Annotated in this window: 17 protein-coding genes; 1 reads left to right on the plus strand and 16 read right to left on the minus strand. The window is 44.6% G+C overall.

Features of this window, described 5'->3' with window-relative positions:
* Nucleotides 1–43: 43 nt before the first annotated feature.
* The 14 genes from ispG to trmJ all read right to left on the minus strand — a co-directional run bounded on the left by ispG (nucleotide 44) and on the right by trmJ (nucleotide 12,755).
* Nucleotides 44–1,165, minus strand: a complete 1,122-nt coding sequence (gene ispG, locus AB4653_RS03165) for a flavodoxin-dependent (E)-4-hydroxy-3-methylbut-2-enyl-diphosphate synthase (protein ID WP_009848294.1) — start codon at nucleotides 1,163–1,165, stop codon at nucleotides 44–46.
* Nucleotides 1,166–1,172: 7 nt separating this feature from the next.
* The gene (gene rodZ / locus AB4653_RS03170) at nucleotides 1,173–2,138 is read right to left on the minus strand and encodes a cytoskeleton protein RodZ (protein ID WP_009848293.1); all 966 of its coding nucleotides are present in this window, start codon (nucleotides 2,136–2,138) and stop codon (nucleotides 1,173–1,175) included.
* A gap of 441 nt (nucleotides 2,139–2,579) precedes the next feature.
* Nucleotides 2,580–3,722, minus strand: coding sequence for a bifunctional tRNA (adenosine(37)-C2)-methyltransferase TrmG/ribosomal RNA large subunit methyltransferase RlmN (locus AB4653_RS03175; RefSeq protein ID WP_009848292.1), 1,143 nt, complete (start codon nucleotides 3,720–3,722; stop codon nucleotides 2,580–2,582).
* A gap of 422 nt (nucleotides 3,723–4,144) precedes the next feature.
* Nucleotides 4,145–4,579 carry a nucleoside-diphosphate kinase gene (gene ndk, locus AB4653_RS03180; protein ID WP_009848291.1) on the minus strand — a complete coding sequence of 145 codons (435 nt, stop codon included), beginning with the start codon at nucleotides 4,577–4,579 and terminating at the stop codon, nucleotides 4,145–4,147.
* Between the two features lie 106 nt (nucleotides 4,580–4,685).
* Nucleotides 4,686–5,981 (minus strand): aminopeptidase PepB, encoded by a 1,296-nt coding sequence (pepB, locus tag AB4653_RS03185; RefSeq protein WP_009848290.1) that lies wholly within the window; start codon nucleotides 5,979–5,981, stop codon nucleotides 4,686–4,688.
* A gap of 206 nt (nucleotides 5,982–6,187) precedes the next feature.
* A complete protein-coding gene (gene iscX / locus AB4653_RS03190; RefSeq protein ID WP_004735099.1) occupies nucleotides 6,188–6,388 on the minus strand; it encodes a Fe-S cluster assembly protein IscX in 201 nt (66 codons plus the stop codon).
* Nucleotides 6,389–6,480: 92 nt separating this feature from the next.
* Nucleotides 6,481–6,819 (minus strand): ISC system 2Fe-2S type ferredoxin, encoded by a 339-nt coding sequence (gene fdx / locus AB4653_RS03195; protein WP_004735098.1) that lies wholly within the window; start codon nucleotides 6,817–6,819, stop codon nucleotides 6,481–6,483.
* A gap of 20 nt (nucleotides 6,820–6,839) precedes the next feature.
* Nucleotides 6,840–8,690 (minus strand): Fe-S protein assembly chaperone HscA, encoded by a 1,851-nt coding sequence (gene hscA / locus AB4653_RS03200; protein WP_102258222.1) that lies wholly within the window; start codon nucleotides 8,688–8,690, stop codon nucleotides 6,840–6,842.
* Between the two features lie 22 nt (nucleotides 8,691–8,712).
* Nucleotides 8,713–9,228: a co-chaperone HscB gene (hscB, locus tag AB4653_RS03205; protein ID WP_009848288.1), complete on the minus strand. Its 516-nt coding sequence runs from the start codon at nucleotides 9,226–9,228 to the stop codon at nucleotides 8,713–8,715.
* An 80-nt stretch (nucleotides 9,229–9,308) separates the two neighbouring features.
* Nucleotides 9,309–9,632: an iron-sulfur cluster assembly protein IscA gene (iscA, locus tag AB4653_RS03210; protein WP_004735095.1), complete on the minus strand. Its 324-nt coding sequence runs from the start codon at nucleotides 9,630–9,632 to the stop codon at nucleotides 9,309–9,311.
* A gap of 103 nt (nucleotides 9,633–9,735) precedes the next feature.
* Nucleotides 9,736–10,113: a Fe-S cluster assembly scaffold IscU gene (gene iscU / locus AB4653_RS03215; RefSeq protein WP_004735094.1), complete on the minus strand. Its 378-nt coding sequence runs from the start codon at nucleotides 10,111–10,113 to the stop codon at nucleotides 9,736–9,738.
* A gap of 33 nt (nucleotides 10,114–10,146) precedes the next feature.
* Nucleotides 10,147–11,361, minus strand: a complete 1,215-nt coding sequence (locus AB4653_RS03220) for an IscS subfamily cysteine desulfurase (protein WP_009848287.1) — start codon at nucleotides 11,359–11,361, stop codon at nucleotides 10,147–10,149.
* 27 nt (nucleotides 11,362–11,388) lie between these two features.
* Nucleotides 11,389–11,910: a Fe-S cluster assembly transcriptional regulator IscR gene (iscR, locus tag AB4653_RS03225; RefSeq protein ID WP_010440512.1), complete on the minus strand. Its 522-nt coding sequence runs from the start codon at nucleotides 11,908–11,910 to the stop codon at nucleotides 11,389–11,391.
* Nucleotides 11,911–12,026: 116 nt separating this feature from the next.
* Nucleotides 12,027–12,755, minus strand: coding sequence for a tRNA (cytosine(32)/uridine(32)-2'-O)-methyltransferase TrmJ (gene trmJ, locus AB4653_RS03230; protein ID WP_009848285.1), 729 nt, complete (start codon nucleotides 12,753–12,755; stop codon nucleotides 12,027–12,029).
* A gap of 181 nt (nucleotides 12,756–12,936) precedes the next feature.
* Between trmJ and suhB the strand changes: the two genes are divergently transcribed.
* A complete protein-coding gene (gene suhB / locus AB4653_RS03235; protein ID WP_009848284.1) occupies nucleotides 12,937–13,740 on the plus strand; it encodes an inositol-1-monophosphatase in 804 nt (267 codons plus the stop codon).
* A 343-nt stretch (nucleotides 13,741–14,083) separates the two neighbouring features.
* On the opposite strand, the gene secF is transcribed toward suhB, so the two are convergent.
* Complete coding sequence (gene secF, locus AB4653_RS03240) at nucleotides 14,084–15,031, minus strand: protein translocase subunit SecF (RefSeq protein ID WP_009848283.1); 948 nt, start codon at nucleotides 15,029–15,031, stop codon at nucleotides 14,084–14,086.
* A gap of 14 nt (nucleotides 15,032–15,045) precedes the next feature.
* Nucleotides 15,046–16,141: protein translocase subunit SecD (gene secD / locus AB4653_RS03245; RefSeq protein WP_372103318.1), on the minus strand; the 1,096-nt coding region annotated here is incomplete at its 5' end.

Consider the following 16,141-nt stretch of genomic DNA (forward strand, 5'->3'; position numbering starts at 1 on the left):
CAGGTATCAGTGCGAATAGACAATCACACCCCATCGCGTTGTATTAATCTTCTAAGTTTTCTACATCAATGCGATTTGCTTTATCAAGCACTGATGCTTTTGCACGAATCTTAGCTTCAAGTTTGTCGACAAGGTCATCGTTATCGAAGCGCTCTTTCTGACGCTTACCGTCTTCGTAAAAAGCACTCTTACGTGCACTACCAGCTAGACCTAAGTGAGACACTTCAGCTTCACCAGGGCCGTTAACCACACAACCGATGATAGATACATCCATTGGAGTAATCACGTCTTCTAGGCGCTCTTCAAGGGCATTAACGGTGTTAATAACATCGAACTCTTGACGAGAACAGCTCGGGCACGCAATGAAGTTGATGCCACGCGAGCGAATGCGCAAAGATTTAAGAATATCAAAGCCAACTTTGATCTCTTCAACAGGATCAGCCGCTAACGAGATACGCAGCGTATCGCCGATACCTTCAGAGAGAAGCATGCCTAAACCTACCGCTGACTTCACAGAACCTGCACGCGCACCACCCGCTTCGGTAATGCCAAGGTGAAGAGGTTGATCAATCTGCTTAGCAAGCAAACGGTAAGAACCGACGGCTAGGAATACATCAGACGCCTTAACGCTGACTTTAAATTGATCAAAGTTCAAACGGTCTAGGATGTCGACGTGACGCATTGCAGATTCAACAAGCGCTTCTGCTGTAGGCTCTGTGTATTTCTCTTGGATCTCTTTTTCAAGAGAACCGCCGTTAACACCAATACGAATCGGGATATTCATATCACGAGCACAATCCACAACAGAGCGAATGCGGCTTTCGTTACCGATGTTACCTGGGTTGATACGCAGACAGTCAACACCGTATTCAGCCACTTTAAGTGCGATACGGTAGTCGAAGTGAATATCAGCAACCAAAGGAACAGAGACCTGCTGCTTGATTAGCTTAAAGGCTTCAGCTGCATCCATAGTCGGTACAGATACGCGAACGATATCAGCGCCAACTTTTTCCAGAGCTCTAATTTGAGCAACGGTCGCGGCTACATCTGTTGTTCTTGTGTTGGTCATGGATTGCACAGCAATTGGTGCACCATCACCGATCGGCACATCACCCACATAAATACGGGTTGATTTGCGACGAATAATAGGAGATTCGTGTTGCATATTAACTCTAAGGTAAGGTTATTCTAGCTACTTTGCCTGAAGTATACCCAGAAAGGTCGACAGGTTCACTTGCAAATGTCATCGATACGCCCTCTGGCGCACCTAGAATCACTTTATATGGCGCAGTTCCTGATAGATTTAACGACTGACCTGCTTTTTTGATGCCAGTCGACAAGGTTTTGCCCGAAGCATCTTTCACTTGGATCCAGCAATCAGCAGAGAACTGCATCACTAACTCGTTAATCACAGCTTCAGGCGCAGTGCTTGCTTCAACAGCTTCTGCATTAGCAGCAATTTCAGCATTAACAGCAACTTCAGCAGTTTGTTCTGTCTCTGTTGCTTGCTGTGCAGTAGTTTCGTCAGTTGAAGTAACAGAATCTTCCGCATCGCTTATCGCAGCAAGGTCATCAGTACTTTCAACAACAGAAGAACCCTCTTCATTTTGTTCAGCTTCAATCACTTCTAAAGAGGTGAATTCAGGGGCAAGTGATTCTTCTACAGCTAGCTCTTCTGAGCTTTCAGTATTAGCTAAAGATTGAGATAGGGTGTCTTGTTGTTGGTTCTGCCACCACCACAGTGAGGAGATACCCGCAATTACCGCAAAAATGCTCCAAGTAAGGATCATAATACGGCTGTTGTGCTTCTCGGTTTTGGTCTTACGAGAAAAGCTCAACATTTCTTGTTCTTGATGTTGAGCGTCACCAGCATGATGGAGTGCGCTCAATACGACCTTTTCGTCAAGATTGACGTATTTCGCGTATGAACGAATGTAGCCACGCATAAAGGTGGCAACTTGATCTGACTCGAATTGGTTTTCTTCAATTTGTTGGATCAGCGTAACGCGCAGCTTTAAACGATCAGAAATCTGCTTTTGTGTTAAACCAAGAGATTCTCGTTTATTTTTAAGCAGCGTTCCCGCTTCGATTTCTGGAGCGACAGTTTCTTTTGTTTGTGTTTCGTGTTCTGTGTTCATAGAGAGTGAACTTCTAAAGTATTATCGCAGGTTGATGAGAGCATTTTTATTGTCGTTTAAGCTCAATCTAACAACCCACTTTGTGTGGAATTTTTCCTGTTATCTAAATCATCAACCCTTAAAGACGAACATCACCCATTGACTATGGATGACCTTCTCAGGAAGCTAGTTTATCAAGTAGCCAACCTAAATAGACACATTGATGATTATCGGGTAACAAGCGAGCACTTAAATTAATTTAAGATGAGTTAATCATAAGCTAATGCCATTGCAAGGCAAAAACACTTTAAACAAAATTTACCGTCAGCTCATGGTTTTGTCCAAAATTTGACGAAAAATGTAAGAAAGCGTGGGGAAAAAATCCAATTATTGGAAATTCACCTTCCAGAAAAGCAACAAGCCAGAAGGAATCCTTCTGGCTTGTTTAGATCTAAATGGTATTTAAACCGCTTTTACTTGAATCACATCACCTGCGATCAAGTTAGCTTCAGAGGCGGCTTTCAGCATTTTAGTACGCTTGGTTCTATCAATAACATCACCAACCAGCTGACCACATGCGGCATCAATATCATCACCACGAGTTTTACGAACCGTAACTGTGTAGTTGTATTCCATCAGCGTTTTTTGGAAGCGATCAATACGAGAGTTGCTTGGCTTCTTATAAGGCGAACCCGGATAAGGGTTAAATGGAATCAAGTTGATCTTACAAGGCGTATCTTTCATTAGCTCAGCAAGTTCACGAGCGTGGTCCATATCATCATTCACATGATCCAACAGAACGTACTCAACCGTTACTTTGCCGCGGTTAGCATTTGAAGAAGCAATGTAGCGACGAACCGATGCTAGGAAGTCTTGGATATCCCAACGATCGTTGATTGGCATGATTTGGCTACGTAGTGCATCGTTTGGTGCGTGTAGAGAAATAGCCAGAGCTACATCGATGTTGTCTGTCATCTGATCAAGACCAGAAACAACACCAGATGTTGATACTGTTACACGACGCTTAGACAGTGAGAAACCTAGATCATCAAGCATCAGCTCCAATGATGGAATTAGGTTCTTCATGTTCAATAGAGGTTCACCCATACCCATCATTACGACGTTAGTAATTGGACGACGACCCGTTTCTTTCTCTAAACCGATTTCACGTGCAGCACGCCAGATTTGACCAACGATCTCTGAAACTTTCAGGTTACGGTTGAAGCCTTGTTGAGCCGTAGAGCAGAATTTACATTCAAGCGCGCAGCCTACTTGCGAAGAAACACATAGCGTCGCACGATCACCATCTGGGATGTATACAGTCTCAACGTCTTGGTCACCAACGCTCATCGCCCATTTAATGGTGCCATCCGCAGAGTGCTGAGCTTCAGAAACGATAGGTGCAACAATCTCACAGCGATGCAGCAGTTTCTCACGTAACTTTTTGTTGATGTTGTTCATTTGTTCGAAGTCATCGACACCGAAGTGATAAATCCACTTCATCACTTGCTCTGCTCGAAACGCTTTCTCATTCAGTTCTTCTGTGAAAAATTTACGAAGACCTTTACGATCAAAATCGAGTAGATTGACTTTAGCTGTGGTCATGATGCCTCTCAATGACGGAACAATAATTAAGGGCGCGAATTGTACAGCCTTTACGCGACTTCAACAAGCACTGTAAAACCTTGTGTTTACTAAGACATTCAAACTTAAGTGATTAAAATTCACACAGTCAAATTTACCTGCTTAAGTTCGGCCAATTCAAAGAGAGATTCCCGATTACGCTCCTCCGTCGCTTTCGGGAATGACGGGCTTTAACCACCTAATACTCGCACCCTCTCCGACCTCCTACTAACGCGACTTGTTCGTCATTCCAGAACCGAGGAACGAGGTATCTGGAATCTCCAATAGTAAACTCAGACTCCTGATATGCTCCTTCTTCACTCTCAGGAATAACACGAGAACTCACCAGAAATGAAAAAGGCTTCACCGAAGTGAAGCCTTTATTGAGACTTGCTGTTGTCTGCTTATTCAGCTGGACGCGGGCAAATTTCAGATTCTGGGAAGAAGAATTCGATTTCGCGAGCCGCAGATTCAGGGCTATCACTGCCGTGTACTGAGTTGTAACGCATGCTGATTGCGTAGTCAGCACGGATAGTGCCGCATGCAGCTTCTTCTGGGTTAGTTTTACCCATTAGTTCACGGTAACGAGCGATCGCATTTTCGCCTTCAAGTACTTGAACCATGATAGGACCAGAAGTCATGAACTCTTTTAGTGGTCCAAAGAAATCTTTACCTTCATGTTCTGCATAGAAGCCACTTGCTTGCGCTTCTGTAAGAGAAACCATTTTAGCGGCAATAATCTGTAGGCCAGCTTTTTCAATGCGGTGGTAGATTTCACCGACAAGGTTACGCTTAACTGCATCCGGCTTAACAATTGAGAACGTTCTTTCTAGAGCCATAGGGATTCCTTCACTTCATTTTTTTGTTATTAAATACTGAAATTACTAAGATCATTCGATCTGAGTTTATGAATAAGCGGTATCGAAATACCGCTCACTCTTATTATTATTTTGCTTGGTCGATAAGAAGACGAGCCAGTGTACGAACACCCATACCAGTCGCGCCTGCAGCCCACTTATCACTTGATGACTTGCGGTAAGTACCCGCGCAATCCATGTGAATCCAACCTTTTTTGTAGTCATCTACAAAGTAAGAAAGGAACGCGGCAGCTGTACTTGCACCCGGAGTGTAATCACCAGAGCTGATGTTTGAAAGATCAGCAAAGTTTGAAGGCAACATACCACGGTGGAAATCAGCAAGCGGCAATGGCCATAGACCTTCTTTCTCTTGGTTCGCAGCCGTTAGTGCTTGATGAGACAACTCATCATCAAAGCTCAATAATGCGTGGTAGTCGTTACCTAATGCATTTTTAGCCGCGCCAGTTAGCGTTGCACAGTCGATGATCAACTCAGGATTCTGAGCGCTTGCGAACATCAGGCCATCAGCCAAAACTAAACGACCTTCCGCATCGGTATTCATGATCTCGACAGTCTTACCATTTTTGTAAGTAATGATGTCGCCAAGCTTCAATGCACGACCAGAGATCATATTCTCTGCACAACATAAGATAAGCTTGATGCGCTTGTTCAGGCCACGTTCAATCGCAAGACCTAAACCACCGGTAATAGTCGCGGCGCCACCCATGTCAGCCTTCATTGCTGTCATGAATTGACCTGGCTTAATGCTGTAACCGCCTGAGTCGAAAGTGATACCTTTACCCACAAGACAAGCAAACACGGGTGCGTTTTCATCGCCGGTTGGGTTGAAGTCCAGTTGAAGCATTGCAGAAGTACGCTCAGAGCCGCGGCCTACCGCATAGATGCCTTCCCAACCTTCAGTTAGGAGATCTTTGTCTTTAACGATTTTCGCTTTAACAGTGCCTGCTGGTGCCACTGACTTGATGTATTCAGCTGCCATTGTAGCTAATTGACGAGGGGCAACTTCTTCAGCCGTTTTGTTGATGATGTCACGAGTCCAATCTGTCGCGCGGATACGTGCTTCTAATTCAACTTGATCAGCTTCAGCTAGAGCATCCCACTCCAATGCATTCTTTTTCTTTGGTCCACGGTAGCCTTGGTAAAAAGCCCAAACACTTTCTAGATCCCAGCCTTTACCGCTAAGTGCAACCAATGCGATACCTTGTCCGTCAAGCGTACGACCTGCACGTTGAACTGCGCCTAGATCGTGGCCTTCACCAATGTGAATTGTCGCTCCCGCTTCTGAAAACGATAAAATAGCTCTTGCTCCCCACTGAGGCTGGGCAGCTTCTTGACTTAAAAATACTGACATCTGTGTAGACATGATTTCTCCTTGTCATGAACCACTTTGAGTATGTGATTCTGATTGTTTTTTATTAGCGCACTGATGTTAGCATTATGTAGGAGGAAAATGTCATTTTGATAAAAAAACGGACCATAAGGTCCGCTTTTTTTAGTAAGAATTGTTAACTTGGCTGCGTTTTACATTGGACTGATACCAACCCGCGACCAAGTGATTAGACAAGAGGATTAATCCATCTCATCCATCCAGCACAATATAATGGCCTCTAGAATTTTCTCATTCGAGTGATTCGGCTCATCATCAAAATCTTCAAGATCTAGCACCCATTGATGCAAGTCCGTGAAGCGTACTGTTTTAGGATCGGTATCTGGGTATAAATCACATAGTTCAATCGCAATATCTCGCGAATCAATCCATTTCAAACTCATAACATTTCCTTATCTTTATCAGCGACGATTTGTCATCTTAGTGACTTATATTCTATGCCAGCTTTACTAACAGTTTTGGTCGAGCTTATTTCTTAGTGCTCTTCAGAAGCTAAGTTCAGTGTGTACTTTGGAATTTCAACTACAAGGTCAGTATCAGCCACTTTAGCTTGGCAACCAAGGCGAGATTCCATCTCTAAACCCCATGCTTTATCTAGCATGTCGTCTTCTAGGTCATCACTCTCTTCTAAAGAGTCGAAACCTTCACGAATCACGACGTGACATGTAGTACATGCACACGACTTCTCACATGCGTGTTCAATACCAATACCGGCCTTCAATGCAACATCAAGAACCGTCTCACCAGTTTTTGCTTCTAAAACAGCGCCTTCTGGACATAGATCTTCGTGAGGTAAAACAATAATCTTTGGCATGTTTATCTATTCTCTAACTATTAAATATTATCGACTGACTGACCTGACAGTGCAGCTCGAATTGATTTATCCATACGACGAGAAGCAAAGTCTTGGCTCGCTTTGTCGGTATTCTTAATTTCTAGTTCGATGGCATCAGCGCTTTCGCCATTACGCACTTCAATCAGTGCTTCAATAGCTTGCAGAAGGAGCTGTTTTTCTTGCTCATCAAGCAGCTCATCGCCATCAGCTTGCATTGCTGCAATAAGACCTTCGATAACACGATCTGCTTCTACACGTTGTTCAGCGAGAGCACGCGCTTGCATGTCTTCCTTAGCAAACGTCATCGAATCTTTCAGCATATTCGCCACTTCATTATCGCTTAAGCCGTAAGACGGTTTAACCTGAATTTCAGCTTGAACACCTGTGCTCTTCTCCATAGCAGTCACCGATAGCAGGCCATCAGCATCTACTTGGTAAGTCACACGAATATGCGCCGCACCAGCAGCCATTGGTGGAATGCCTTTTAGAGCAAAACGAGCCAATGAACGACAGTCATCAACCATCTCACGTTCACCTTGCACGGTGTGTACTGTCATTGCAGTTTGACCGTCTTTGAACGTGGTAAATTCTTGTGCGCGAGCAACAGGGATCGTGGTATTGCGTGGGATGATCTTTTCGACCAAGCCACCCATCGTTTCGATACCTAGGGAAAGAGGAATAACATCAAGCAGCAGCATTTCAGAGTCAGGCTTGTTGCCGACTAAGATATCCGCTTGGATAGAAGCGCCAATCGCAACCACTTCATCTGGGTTAATGCTGGTTAATGGCGTACGACCAAAAAAGTCACCGACCATTTCACGTACAAGTAACGTACGAGTTGAACCGCCGACCATCACGACTTCTAGAACATCATCCGCGTCAACTTCAGCATCTTTCAATGCACGACGACATGAAAGCAGTGTTTTCTTAACAAGCGGCTTAATGATGTCTTCAAACTCTTCACGAGTTAATGAACCAGCCCAACCCAACACTTCAACATTAACGCTTTCAGCTTCAGATAAGCCAATCTTCGCTTCTGTTGCTGCATCTAGAAGAATACGATTCTGTTCTGCGGTTAGCTCTGATAAGCCCATTTGCTCTTGGAAGTGCTCTGCGATCAAGTGGTCAAAGTCGTCTCCGCCTAATGCAGAGTCGCCACCCGTTGCTAATACTTCAAAAACACCTTTAGACAGGCGTAAGATAGAGATATCAAACGTGCCACCGCCAAGGTCATAAACCGCAATCACCCCTTCTTTACCTGAATCCAGACCGTAAGCAATCGCTGCCGCAGTAGGTTCATTAAGAAGACGTAACACGTGAAGACCAGCAAGTTGAGCCGCGTCTTTCGTACCAGCACGCTGTGCATCATCAAAATACGCAGGAACCGTAATTACGGCGCCAGATAACTCACCGCCTAACGTAGACTCAGCACGTTGGCCAAGCGCTCGTAGAATATCCGCAGAAACCTGGATTGGGTTCTTGTTGCCTTGTTCTGTGCGGATCACAGGTAAACCATTATCACTTTCTTCAAACTGATATGGCAGAGACGGGTATCGCTGTTGAATATCTGACAGTGAACGACCGATTAATCGCTTAACTGAGATAATGGTATTTTTAGGGTCAGTCTGCGCGTTAGCACGAGCTTCATCGCCAGTGGTGTACGACTCTGACGTATAGTGAACAACTGAAGGTAAAATGCTTCGACCTTGTTGATCAACGAGTGTACTTGCCTCGCCACTGCGTACTGCAGCAACCAACGAGTTTGTTGTACCTAAATCAATACCCACAGCAAGCTTGTGCTGGTGAGGAGCGGCGCTTTGCCCTGGTTCTGCAATCTGAAGTAGTGCCATGGATGTGTCCTTGTTATACAAACTAGCCGATCAAACGATCTTCAACTAATTCGATTTCATTCTTTAATTTTGCAATAAACTTAAGCTTTCTTACTCGGTCTGCAGCTTCTAGCCAAGCTTCGCTTTCGAGTTCTTGTTGGATAGCGCTTAATTGTTGTTTATACATTTTGCTAACCTTGCCTTCAAATGCAAATAGCGCATCTTCAGGATCAGAACTGTCTGCGATATCTTCCAGCTCTTCACGCAGTTCCATTTGCTCCATCAGGAACATCGGATCTTGCATGGTTTGTTGTTCGCCACGAATGTCTTCACCGTGTTGAACTAGCAGGTATTCTGCTCGGCTGATTGGATTCTTCAATACCTGATACGCATCGTTGATTTGTGCCGCTTTTTGCACGGCTAATAAGCGGTCACGCTCAGAAGCTATCGCAAATTTATCAGGATGGAATTGGCGTTGCAGATCTCTAAACTGAGAAGAAAGAAGGCTACCATCCAGTTGAAACTGAAGTGGTAGCCCAAATAATTCGAAATGATTCATGTAAAGGTGGTCCTAAGTTTAGGCTCTTTGTTCAGAGCCTAATTTTATTCTTCGCTTACAACGCTTAACGATTCAAGCGTTTAAACATTGAAGCTCTCACCACAACCACATTCGCCTTTCGCGTTCGGGTTGTTGAATTCAAAACCTTCGTTTAGGCCTTCTTTTACATAATCAAGCTCAGTACCGTCTAGGTATACTAGGCTCTTTGGATCAATGATGACCTTAACACCTGAGTGCTCAAACACTTCGTCTTCTTCGTTAAGCTCGTCAACGAATTCCAGTACATACGCCATACCCGAACAGCCAGTAGTTTTTACTGCTAAGCGTAACCCGAGACCTTTACCACGGTTATCTAGGAAAGCTTGAACTCGGCTTGCTGCCGTATCTGTCATGGTGATGGCCATACTACAACCTTGTGTTTTATATAAATTGAGAACTCAGGTGGGAGCACAAAGGGTGCTCCAAAATATTACTTATTTTGTCGACGTAATTACGGTATTGAAGCGATTAGTGCTTCTTTTTGTAATCCGCAACAGCTGCTTTGATTGCATCTTCAGCAAGAATTGAACAGTGAACTTTCACTGGTGGCAACTCAAGCTCTTCTGCGATTTCAGAGTTTTTAATAGCAGCAGCTTCATCAATACTTTTACCTTTAACCCACTCTGTAACCAGTGAGCTAGAAGCGATTGCGCTACCGCAACCGTAAGTCTTGAATTTTGCGTCTTCAATAATACCTTCTGCAGATACTTTGATTTGCAGTTTCATTACGTCACCACAAGCCGGTGCGCCAACCATGCCGCTACCTACACTTGGGTCTTCTTTATCAAACGAACCTACGTTACGTGGGTTTTCGTAGTGATCAATTACTTTTTCGCTATATGCCATGATAGTTACCTCGAATCCTCTATTTCCGTGAGATTAGTGATGAGCCCACTCAACAGTGTTCAAATCAATCCCTTCTTTATACATATCCCATAGAGGAGACATGTCGCGTAATTTGTTTACCGCTACACGGATTTGTGCAATCGCGTAGTCGATTTCTTCTTCCGTTGTGAAACGGCCGAATGAGAAACGTACTGAGCTGTGTGCCAGTTCATCGTTCAGACCAAGAGCACGTAGAACGTATGAAGGCTCTAGGCTTGCTGATGTACATGCAGAACCTGATGATACCGCTAGGTCTTTTAGAGACATAAGCAGAGACTCACCTTCAACGAAAGCGAAGCTCACGTTTAGGTTGTGTGGTACACGTTGGTCTAAGTCGCCGTTTACGGTTACTGCTTCTAGATCTTGAACACCTTTCAATAGGCGCTCACGAAGTGCTAGTGCGTGGTCGTAATCTTTCTGCATGTCTTGCTTAGCGATAGCAAACGCTTCGCCCATACCCACGATTTGGTGAGTAGCAAGCGTACCAGAACGGAAACCACGTTCATGACCGCCACCGTGCATTTGCGCTTCAAGGCGAATACGTGGCTTACGACGAACGTACAAAGCACCGATGCCTTTAGGGCCGTATGCTTTGTGTGCAGACATAGAGATAAGATCAACTTTCATCTCTTTTACGTCTAGTGGGATTTTACCCGCAGACTGCGCCGCATCAACGTGGAAGATAATCTTGCGTGCACGACATAATTCGCCGATTGCACCGATATCTTGGATTACACCAATCTCGTTGTTTACGTGCATGATAGAAACTAGAACAGTATCTTCACGCATTGCAGCTTGTAGCTTGTCTAGATCGATGATGCCGTTAGCTTCTGGCTCAAGGTATGTAACCTCAAAACCTTCACGCTCTAGTTGGCGACATGGATCAAGAACCGCTTTGTGTTCTGTTTTGCACGTGATTACGTGCTTACCTTTCTTCTCGTAAAAGTGCGCTGCACCTTTGATAGCAAGGTTATCTGACTCTGTAGCACCTGACGTAAAAACAATCTCACGTGGGTCTGCATTTAGTAGATCGGCAATTTGCTCACGAGCATTATCTACTGATTCTTCTGCCTGCCAGCCGTAACGGTGTGAACGAGATGCAGGGTTACCGAAGTTACCGTCCATCGTCATGCACTGAACCATTTTTTCAGCAACACGTGGATCGACTGGGCATGTAGCTGAATAGTCAAAGTAAATAGGCAGTTTCATTTTCTACTCCAATGTAAAAACTGACCGCTAAGAGCGGGCATTAACACCGTGAGGTGCTGCACTAATCGTTGTAGTGCTCGTATTTTTATGTGCAAAACCATTATTAACCGCAAGATCGATATCTTGACGATCAGAAATCTCTAAAACTTCGTTATCTTTCATTAGCTCACCGAGCGTAATGTCGTTTAAGAAGCTGCTGATTCGGGAGCTTAAATCACGCCATAAAGTGTGAGTTAAACAACGACTGCCACCTTGGCAATCTGCTCGACCGTGACACTTAGTTGCATCAACTGATTCGTCTACTGCAGCAATTACAGTTCCGACAGCGATGTCGCTCGCTTCAGCACCTAAACGGTAACCACCGCCAGGACCACGAACACTAGCAACTAAGCCAGCTTTACGTAACTTAGAAAATAGCTGTTCTAAGTAAGATAACGAGATGCCTTGTCGCTCTGAAATATCAGCCAGAGGAACTGGGCTTTTTTGCGAATGCAGTGCTACATCTAGCATAGCTGTTACCGCATATCTTCCTTTAGATGTAAGTTTCATATCACACCGTATCCACATTGTTTATGTGGTTGGAATCTTCCCATACCCGACTAAATTGGTCAAGTATTTAGTTGACTATTTTAGTCAGGTATTCACCCTTATTGTTTGTGCGGGCTTTATTTGTCGCTTTTGCTCTTCTCAATTGAAGTCAAAATGCCGCGTAGAGTGTTGATCTCTTGCAACTCTGGACGAGCTCGACTGAACAGACGACGTAGTTTATTCATCACCTGACCCGGCTTATCCTTAGAGATAAATTGGGTATCAATGATCACTTTTTCAAGGTGCTCATAGAACATTTCTAGTTCTTCGTGACGAGGGTACTCATCTTGTTGCTGTGGCTGATATTGGCTAGCGACCATATCAAGGTGAGCTACACGCACTTCGTAGCTCAGAGTCTGCACTGCCATTGCTAGGTTTAGTGAGCTGTATTCTGGGTTTGCAGGAATACATACATGGAAATGACACTTCTGAAGCTCATCATTGGTTAAGCCAGTGCGCTCACGGCCAAACACTAACGCTACAGGGTGCTTTTGACCTTCAACTGCAAATTTTTGTCCACATTCACGCGGCTCAAGCATTGGCCATTCAAGCGTACGAGAGCGTGCACTCGAACCAACCACCAAACCACAGTCTTTTACTGCTTCATCCAGTGTAGAAACGATGGTCGCGTTTTCCGCGATGTCACCTGCACCCGCAGCCAGTGCTAAGGTCTGCTCGTCAACTTCACATTGAGGGTCTACAAGAACTAACTGACTCAAACCCATCACTTTCATTGCGCGAGCTGCTGATCCGATATTTCCCGAATGAGACGTACCAACCAGAACGACTTTTACATTGTCTAACATGCTATATGACACCACTTTAAAAATAATCGCGAGATATTAACACATAGCTAAGTAAAATGGTCAGACCCTTCTCGGAATGTGAAATCAAGAGTTCAAAAAATAACCACTTCCCTTTTGGGGAAACTTTGGTATACTCGCCGCCGCTTTAAACTGTTCTTTAACATCTTGTGGGAAAAACCATATGCATCCAATGCTAAACATTGCGATACGCGCTGCGCGTAAAGCTGGCAACCATATTGCTAAATCTCTAGAAACAACTGATAAGATCGAATCGTCTCTAAAAGGTAACAACGATTACGTTACTAACATTGCTCAAGAAGCTGAGTACATGATCATTGAGACAATCAAATCATCTTACCCAGAGCACAGCATTATTTCTGAAGAGTCAGGCCTAACTGAAGGTAAAGATTCTGACGTACAATGGATCGTTGACCCACTAGATGGCACCAACAACTTTGTAAAAGGTTTCCCTCACTTCTCTGTATCTATCGCTGTTCGCATGAACGGTCGTACAGAAGTTGCTTGTGTTTATGACCCAATGCTAAACGAGCTATTCACAGCTCAACGTGGCGCTGGCGCTCAACTTAACAACGCTCGTATGCGTGTTACTCAACTAAAAGACCTTCAAGGTACTGTTCTAGCGACTGGTTTCCCATTCAAGCAAAAACAACACTCTGAATCTTTCATGAAGATCATCTCTGGTCTATTCGTTGATTGTGCTGATTTCCGTCGTACTGGTTCTCCAGCTCTTGACCTATGTTACCTAGCAGCTGGCCGTGTTGACGGTTACTTAGAACTAGGCCTTAAGCCATGGGATCTAGCAGCTGGCGATCTAATCGCTCGTGAAGCGGGTGCTATCATGACTGACTTTGCAGGCGGCACTGATTACATGACCTCTGGTAATGTTGTTGCTTCAAGCGCACGTGGTGTTAAGTCTATTCTTAAGCACGTTCGTGAGAACTCTAACGAAGGTATGCTGAAGTAATTCAGACCTTGCGTTAATGCTCTTTAGTTAAGAGCAGAAGATTTTCAAAGCCTCGCTATTGCGAGGCTTTTTTGTATCCGAGATACGAGATACGAGATACGAGATACGACCAAAATGTCGGTTAGTTGCAGTGAGCACAAATCACTGCTCTGTAAGCTGTATTTAGATCGCCACTAGATAGTGACTTAGCTACTTTGGCACTTGGTATTGGTATTGGTATTGGTATTGGTAAATACGACAATGTTCAGTCGGTTCCAAAAGCTAACCCACAATATACAGACATAAAAAAACCGCTAGTTGCCCAGCGGTTTTTTTGGTTTAGCGAAAGTTGTTAAGCCGTGGCCTAAGGCATTTCGTCAAACTCTTCACCTTCTTTGTCCACTTGTGGTGGCATTAGGTGTTCACGCGTAATACCCAACTTCATAGCTAGTGCAGATGCAACGTAGATAGAAGAGTAAGTACCAACGGTAATACCCAGTAGAAGTGCAGTCGCAAAGCCGTGAATCATAGCGCCGCCCTGAACGAACAGTGCGATAACTACGAATAACGTTGTACCAGAAGTGATCAATGTACGGCTCAATGTTTGTGTGATTGAGCTGTTCAGCACTTCAGGTGCCTCGCCTTTACGCATCTTACGGAAGTTCTCACGAATACGGTCAAATACCACTATGGTATCGTTGAGGGAGTAACCGACTACCGTTAGCAAGGCTGCTACGATGGTAAGGTCGACCTCAATTTGCATTAGAGAGAACACACCTAGTGTGATGATAACGTCGTGCGCTAGGGCTAATACAGCACCTGCAGCTAATCGCCATTCAAATCGCACTGATACGTAGATCAAGATACAGATCAGAGAAACAAGGATAGCAAGGCCACCAGCTTCTGTTAATTCGTCACCTACGTTAGGACCAACGAACTCGATACGACGCATCTCAACTTGCTCACCAGTACCATCTTTAATTGCAGACAGGATTTGGTTACCAAGCGTTTCGCCCGCAACACCATCACGTGGACGTAGACGAACCATTACCTCACGCGCAGAACCAAAGTTCTGAACCGTAGCATCACCAAAGCCTTCAGCTTCTAGTGCGCTTCGAATGTCAGGTAGGTTTGCTGGCTCCTCAAAACCCACTTCAATCAGGGTACCACCAGTAAAATCTAGACCCCAGTTCAACGATTTCGTTGTTAGAGTATAGATGGCAGTACCAATCATCAAGATTGAGAATAAAAAGGCAACCTTTGACCAACGCATGAAGTCGATCATTTTGTCTGCTTTTAGAATCTGAAACATATTAATTCCTAGCCTTAGATCGACAGTTTCTTAACGCGTTTGCCGCCATACATCAGGTTCACGATACAACGTGTTCCGATAATAGCTGTAAACATTGAAGTCAAGATACCGATTGATAACGTTACCGCGAAGCCTTTAATCGCACCTGTACCGACAGCAAATAGAATGATTGCTGTTAGTAGTGTGGTGATGTTGGCATCGGCGATTGTACTAAATGCGTTTGCATAACCTTGGTGAATCGCTTGTTGTGGACTACGTCCATCTCGAAGTTCTTCACGTATACGCTCAAAGATAAGAACGTTGGCATCGACTGCCATACCGACCGTCAATACGATACCGGCAATGCCTGGTAGCGTCATTGTCGCGCCAGGAATCATCGACATCACACCAATAATCAACACTAAGTTAGCCATCAGAGCGACGTTCGCAATCAAACCGAAAGTACGGTAGTAAAGCAGTGTAAACAGCATTACTGCAGCCATACCCCAAACCATCGCCATGATACCCATATCGATGTTTTGTTGACCCATAGATGGACCAATCGTACGCTCTTCTACAATCGAGATAGGCGCAATCAATGCACCTGCACGTAGTAGAAGTGCCAAGTTATGAGCTTCAGCCGTTGAGTCGATACCTGTAATACGGAAGTTACGGCCAAGCGCAGATTGAATCGTCGCTTGGTTAATCACTTCTTCGTGCTTACTTAGGATCACTCGGCCTTCAGGTGTTTTACGACCGCTGTCTTTATACTCTGCAAATACGGTTGCCATTAGCTTACCGATATTTTGACGAGAGAATGTAGACATCTTGCTACCACCTTCGCTGTCTAGCGAGATGTTAACTTGTGGGCGACCATATTCATCAACACTTGAGCTTGCATCTGTAATGCTAGAACCGCCTAAGATAACGCGTTTCTTAAGTACTACAGGACGACCATCGCGGTCTTGCTTAATTTCACTACCAGCAGGAGCACGGCCAGAAGCTGCAGCGGCCAAATCGGCACTGCTGTCCACTTCACGGAATTCAAGAGTCGCGGTTGCGCCTAAAATTTCTTTAGCACGAGCCGTGTCTTGAACACCTGGCAATTCCACTACGATACGGCTAGCACCT

The sequence above is a fragment of the Vibrio sp. 10N.222.48.A3 genome, from assembly GCF_041475345.1.
GTDB classification, from domain to species: Bacteria; Pseudomonadota; Gammaproteobacteria; order Enterobacterales; family Vibrionaceae; genus Vibrio; species Vibrio tasmaniensis_A.

Coding starts and splice junctions, on each gene's coding strand:
- ispG (WP_009848294.1), bottom strand. CDS start 1,165: ATGCAACACGAATCTCCTATTATTCGTCGCAAATCAACCCGTATTTAT.
- rodZ (WP_009848293.1), bottom strand. CDS start 2,138: ATGAACACAGAACACGAAACACAAACAAAAGAAACTGTCGCTCCAGAA.
- AB4653_RS03175 (WP_009848292.1), bottom strand. CDS start 3,722: ATGACCACAGCTAAAGTCAATCTACTCGATTTTGATCGTAAAGGTCTT.
- ndk (WP_009848291.1), bottom strand. CDS start 4,579: ATGGCTCTAGAAAGAACGTTCTCAATTGTTAAGCCGGATGCAGTTAAG.
- pepB (WP_009848290.1), bottom strand. CDS start 5,981: ATGTCTACACAGATGTCAGTATTTTTAAGTCAAGAAGCTGCCCAGCCT.
- iscX (WP_004735099.1), bottom strand. CDS start 6,388: ATGAGTTTGAAATGGATTGATTCGCGAGATATTGCGATTGAACTATGT.
- fdx (WP_004735098.1), bottom strand. CDS start 6,819: ATGCCAAAGATTATTGTTTTACCTCACGAAGATCTATGTCCAGAAGGC.
- hscA (WP_102258222.1), bottom strand. CDS start 8,690: ATGGCACTACTTCAGATTGCAGAACCAGGGCAAAGCGCCGCTCCTCAC.
- hscB (WP_009848288.1), bottom strand. CDS start 9,228: ATGAATCATTTCGAATTATTTGGGCTACCACTTCAGTTTCAACTGGAT.
- iscA (WP_004735095.1), bottom strand. CDS start 9,632: ATGGCCATCACCATGACAGATACGGCAGCAAGCCGAGTTCAAGCTTTC.
- iscU (WP_004735094.1), bottom strand. CDS start 10,113: ATGGCATATAGCGAAAAAGTAATTGATCACTACGAAAACCCACGTAAC.
- AB4653_RS03220 (WP_009848287.1), bottom strand. CDS start 11,361: ATGAAACTGCCTATTTACTTTGACTATTCAGCTACATGCCCAGTCGAT.
- iscR (WP_010440512.1), bottom strand. CDS start 11,910: ATGAAACTTACATCTAAAGGAAGATATGCGGTAACAGCTATGCTAGAT.
- trmJ (WP_009848285.1), bottom strand. CDS start 12,755: ATGTTAGACAATGTAAAAGTCGTTCTGGTTGGTACGTCTCATTCGGGA.
- suhB (WP_009848284.1), top strand. CDS start 12,937: ATGCATCCAATGCTAAACATTGCGATACGCGCTGCGCGTAAAGCTGGC.
- secF (WP_009848283.1), bottom strand. CDS start 15,031: ATGTTTCAGATTCTAAAAGCAGACAAAATGATCGACTTCATGCGTTGG.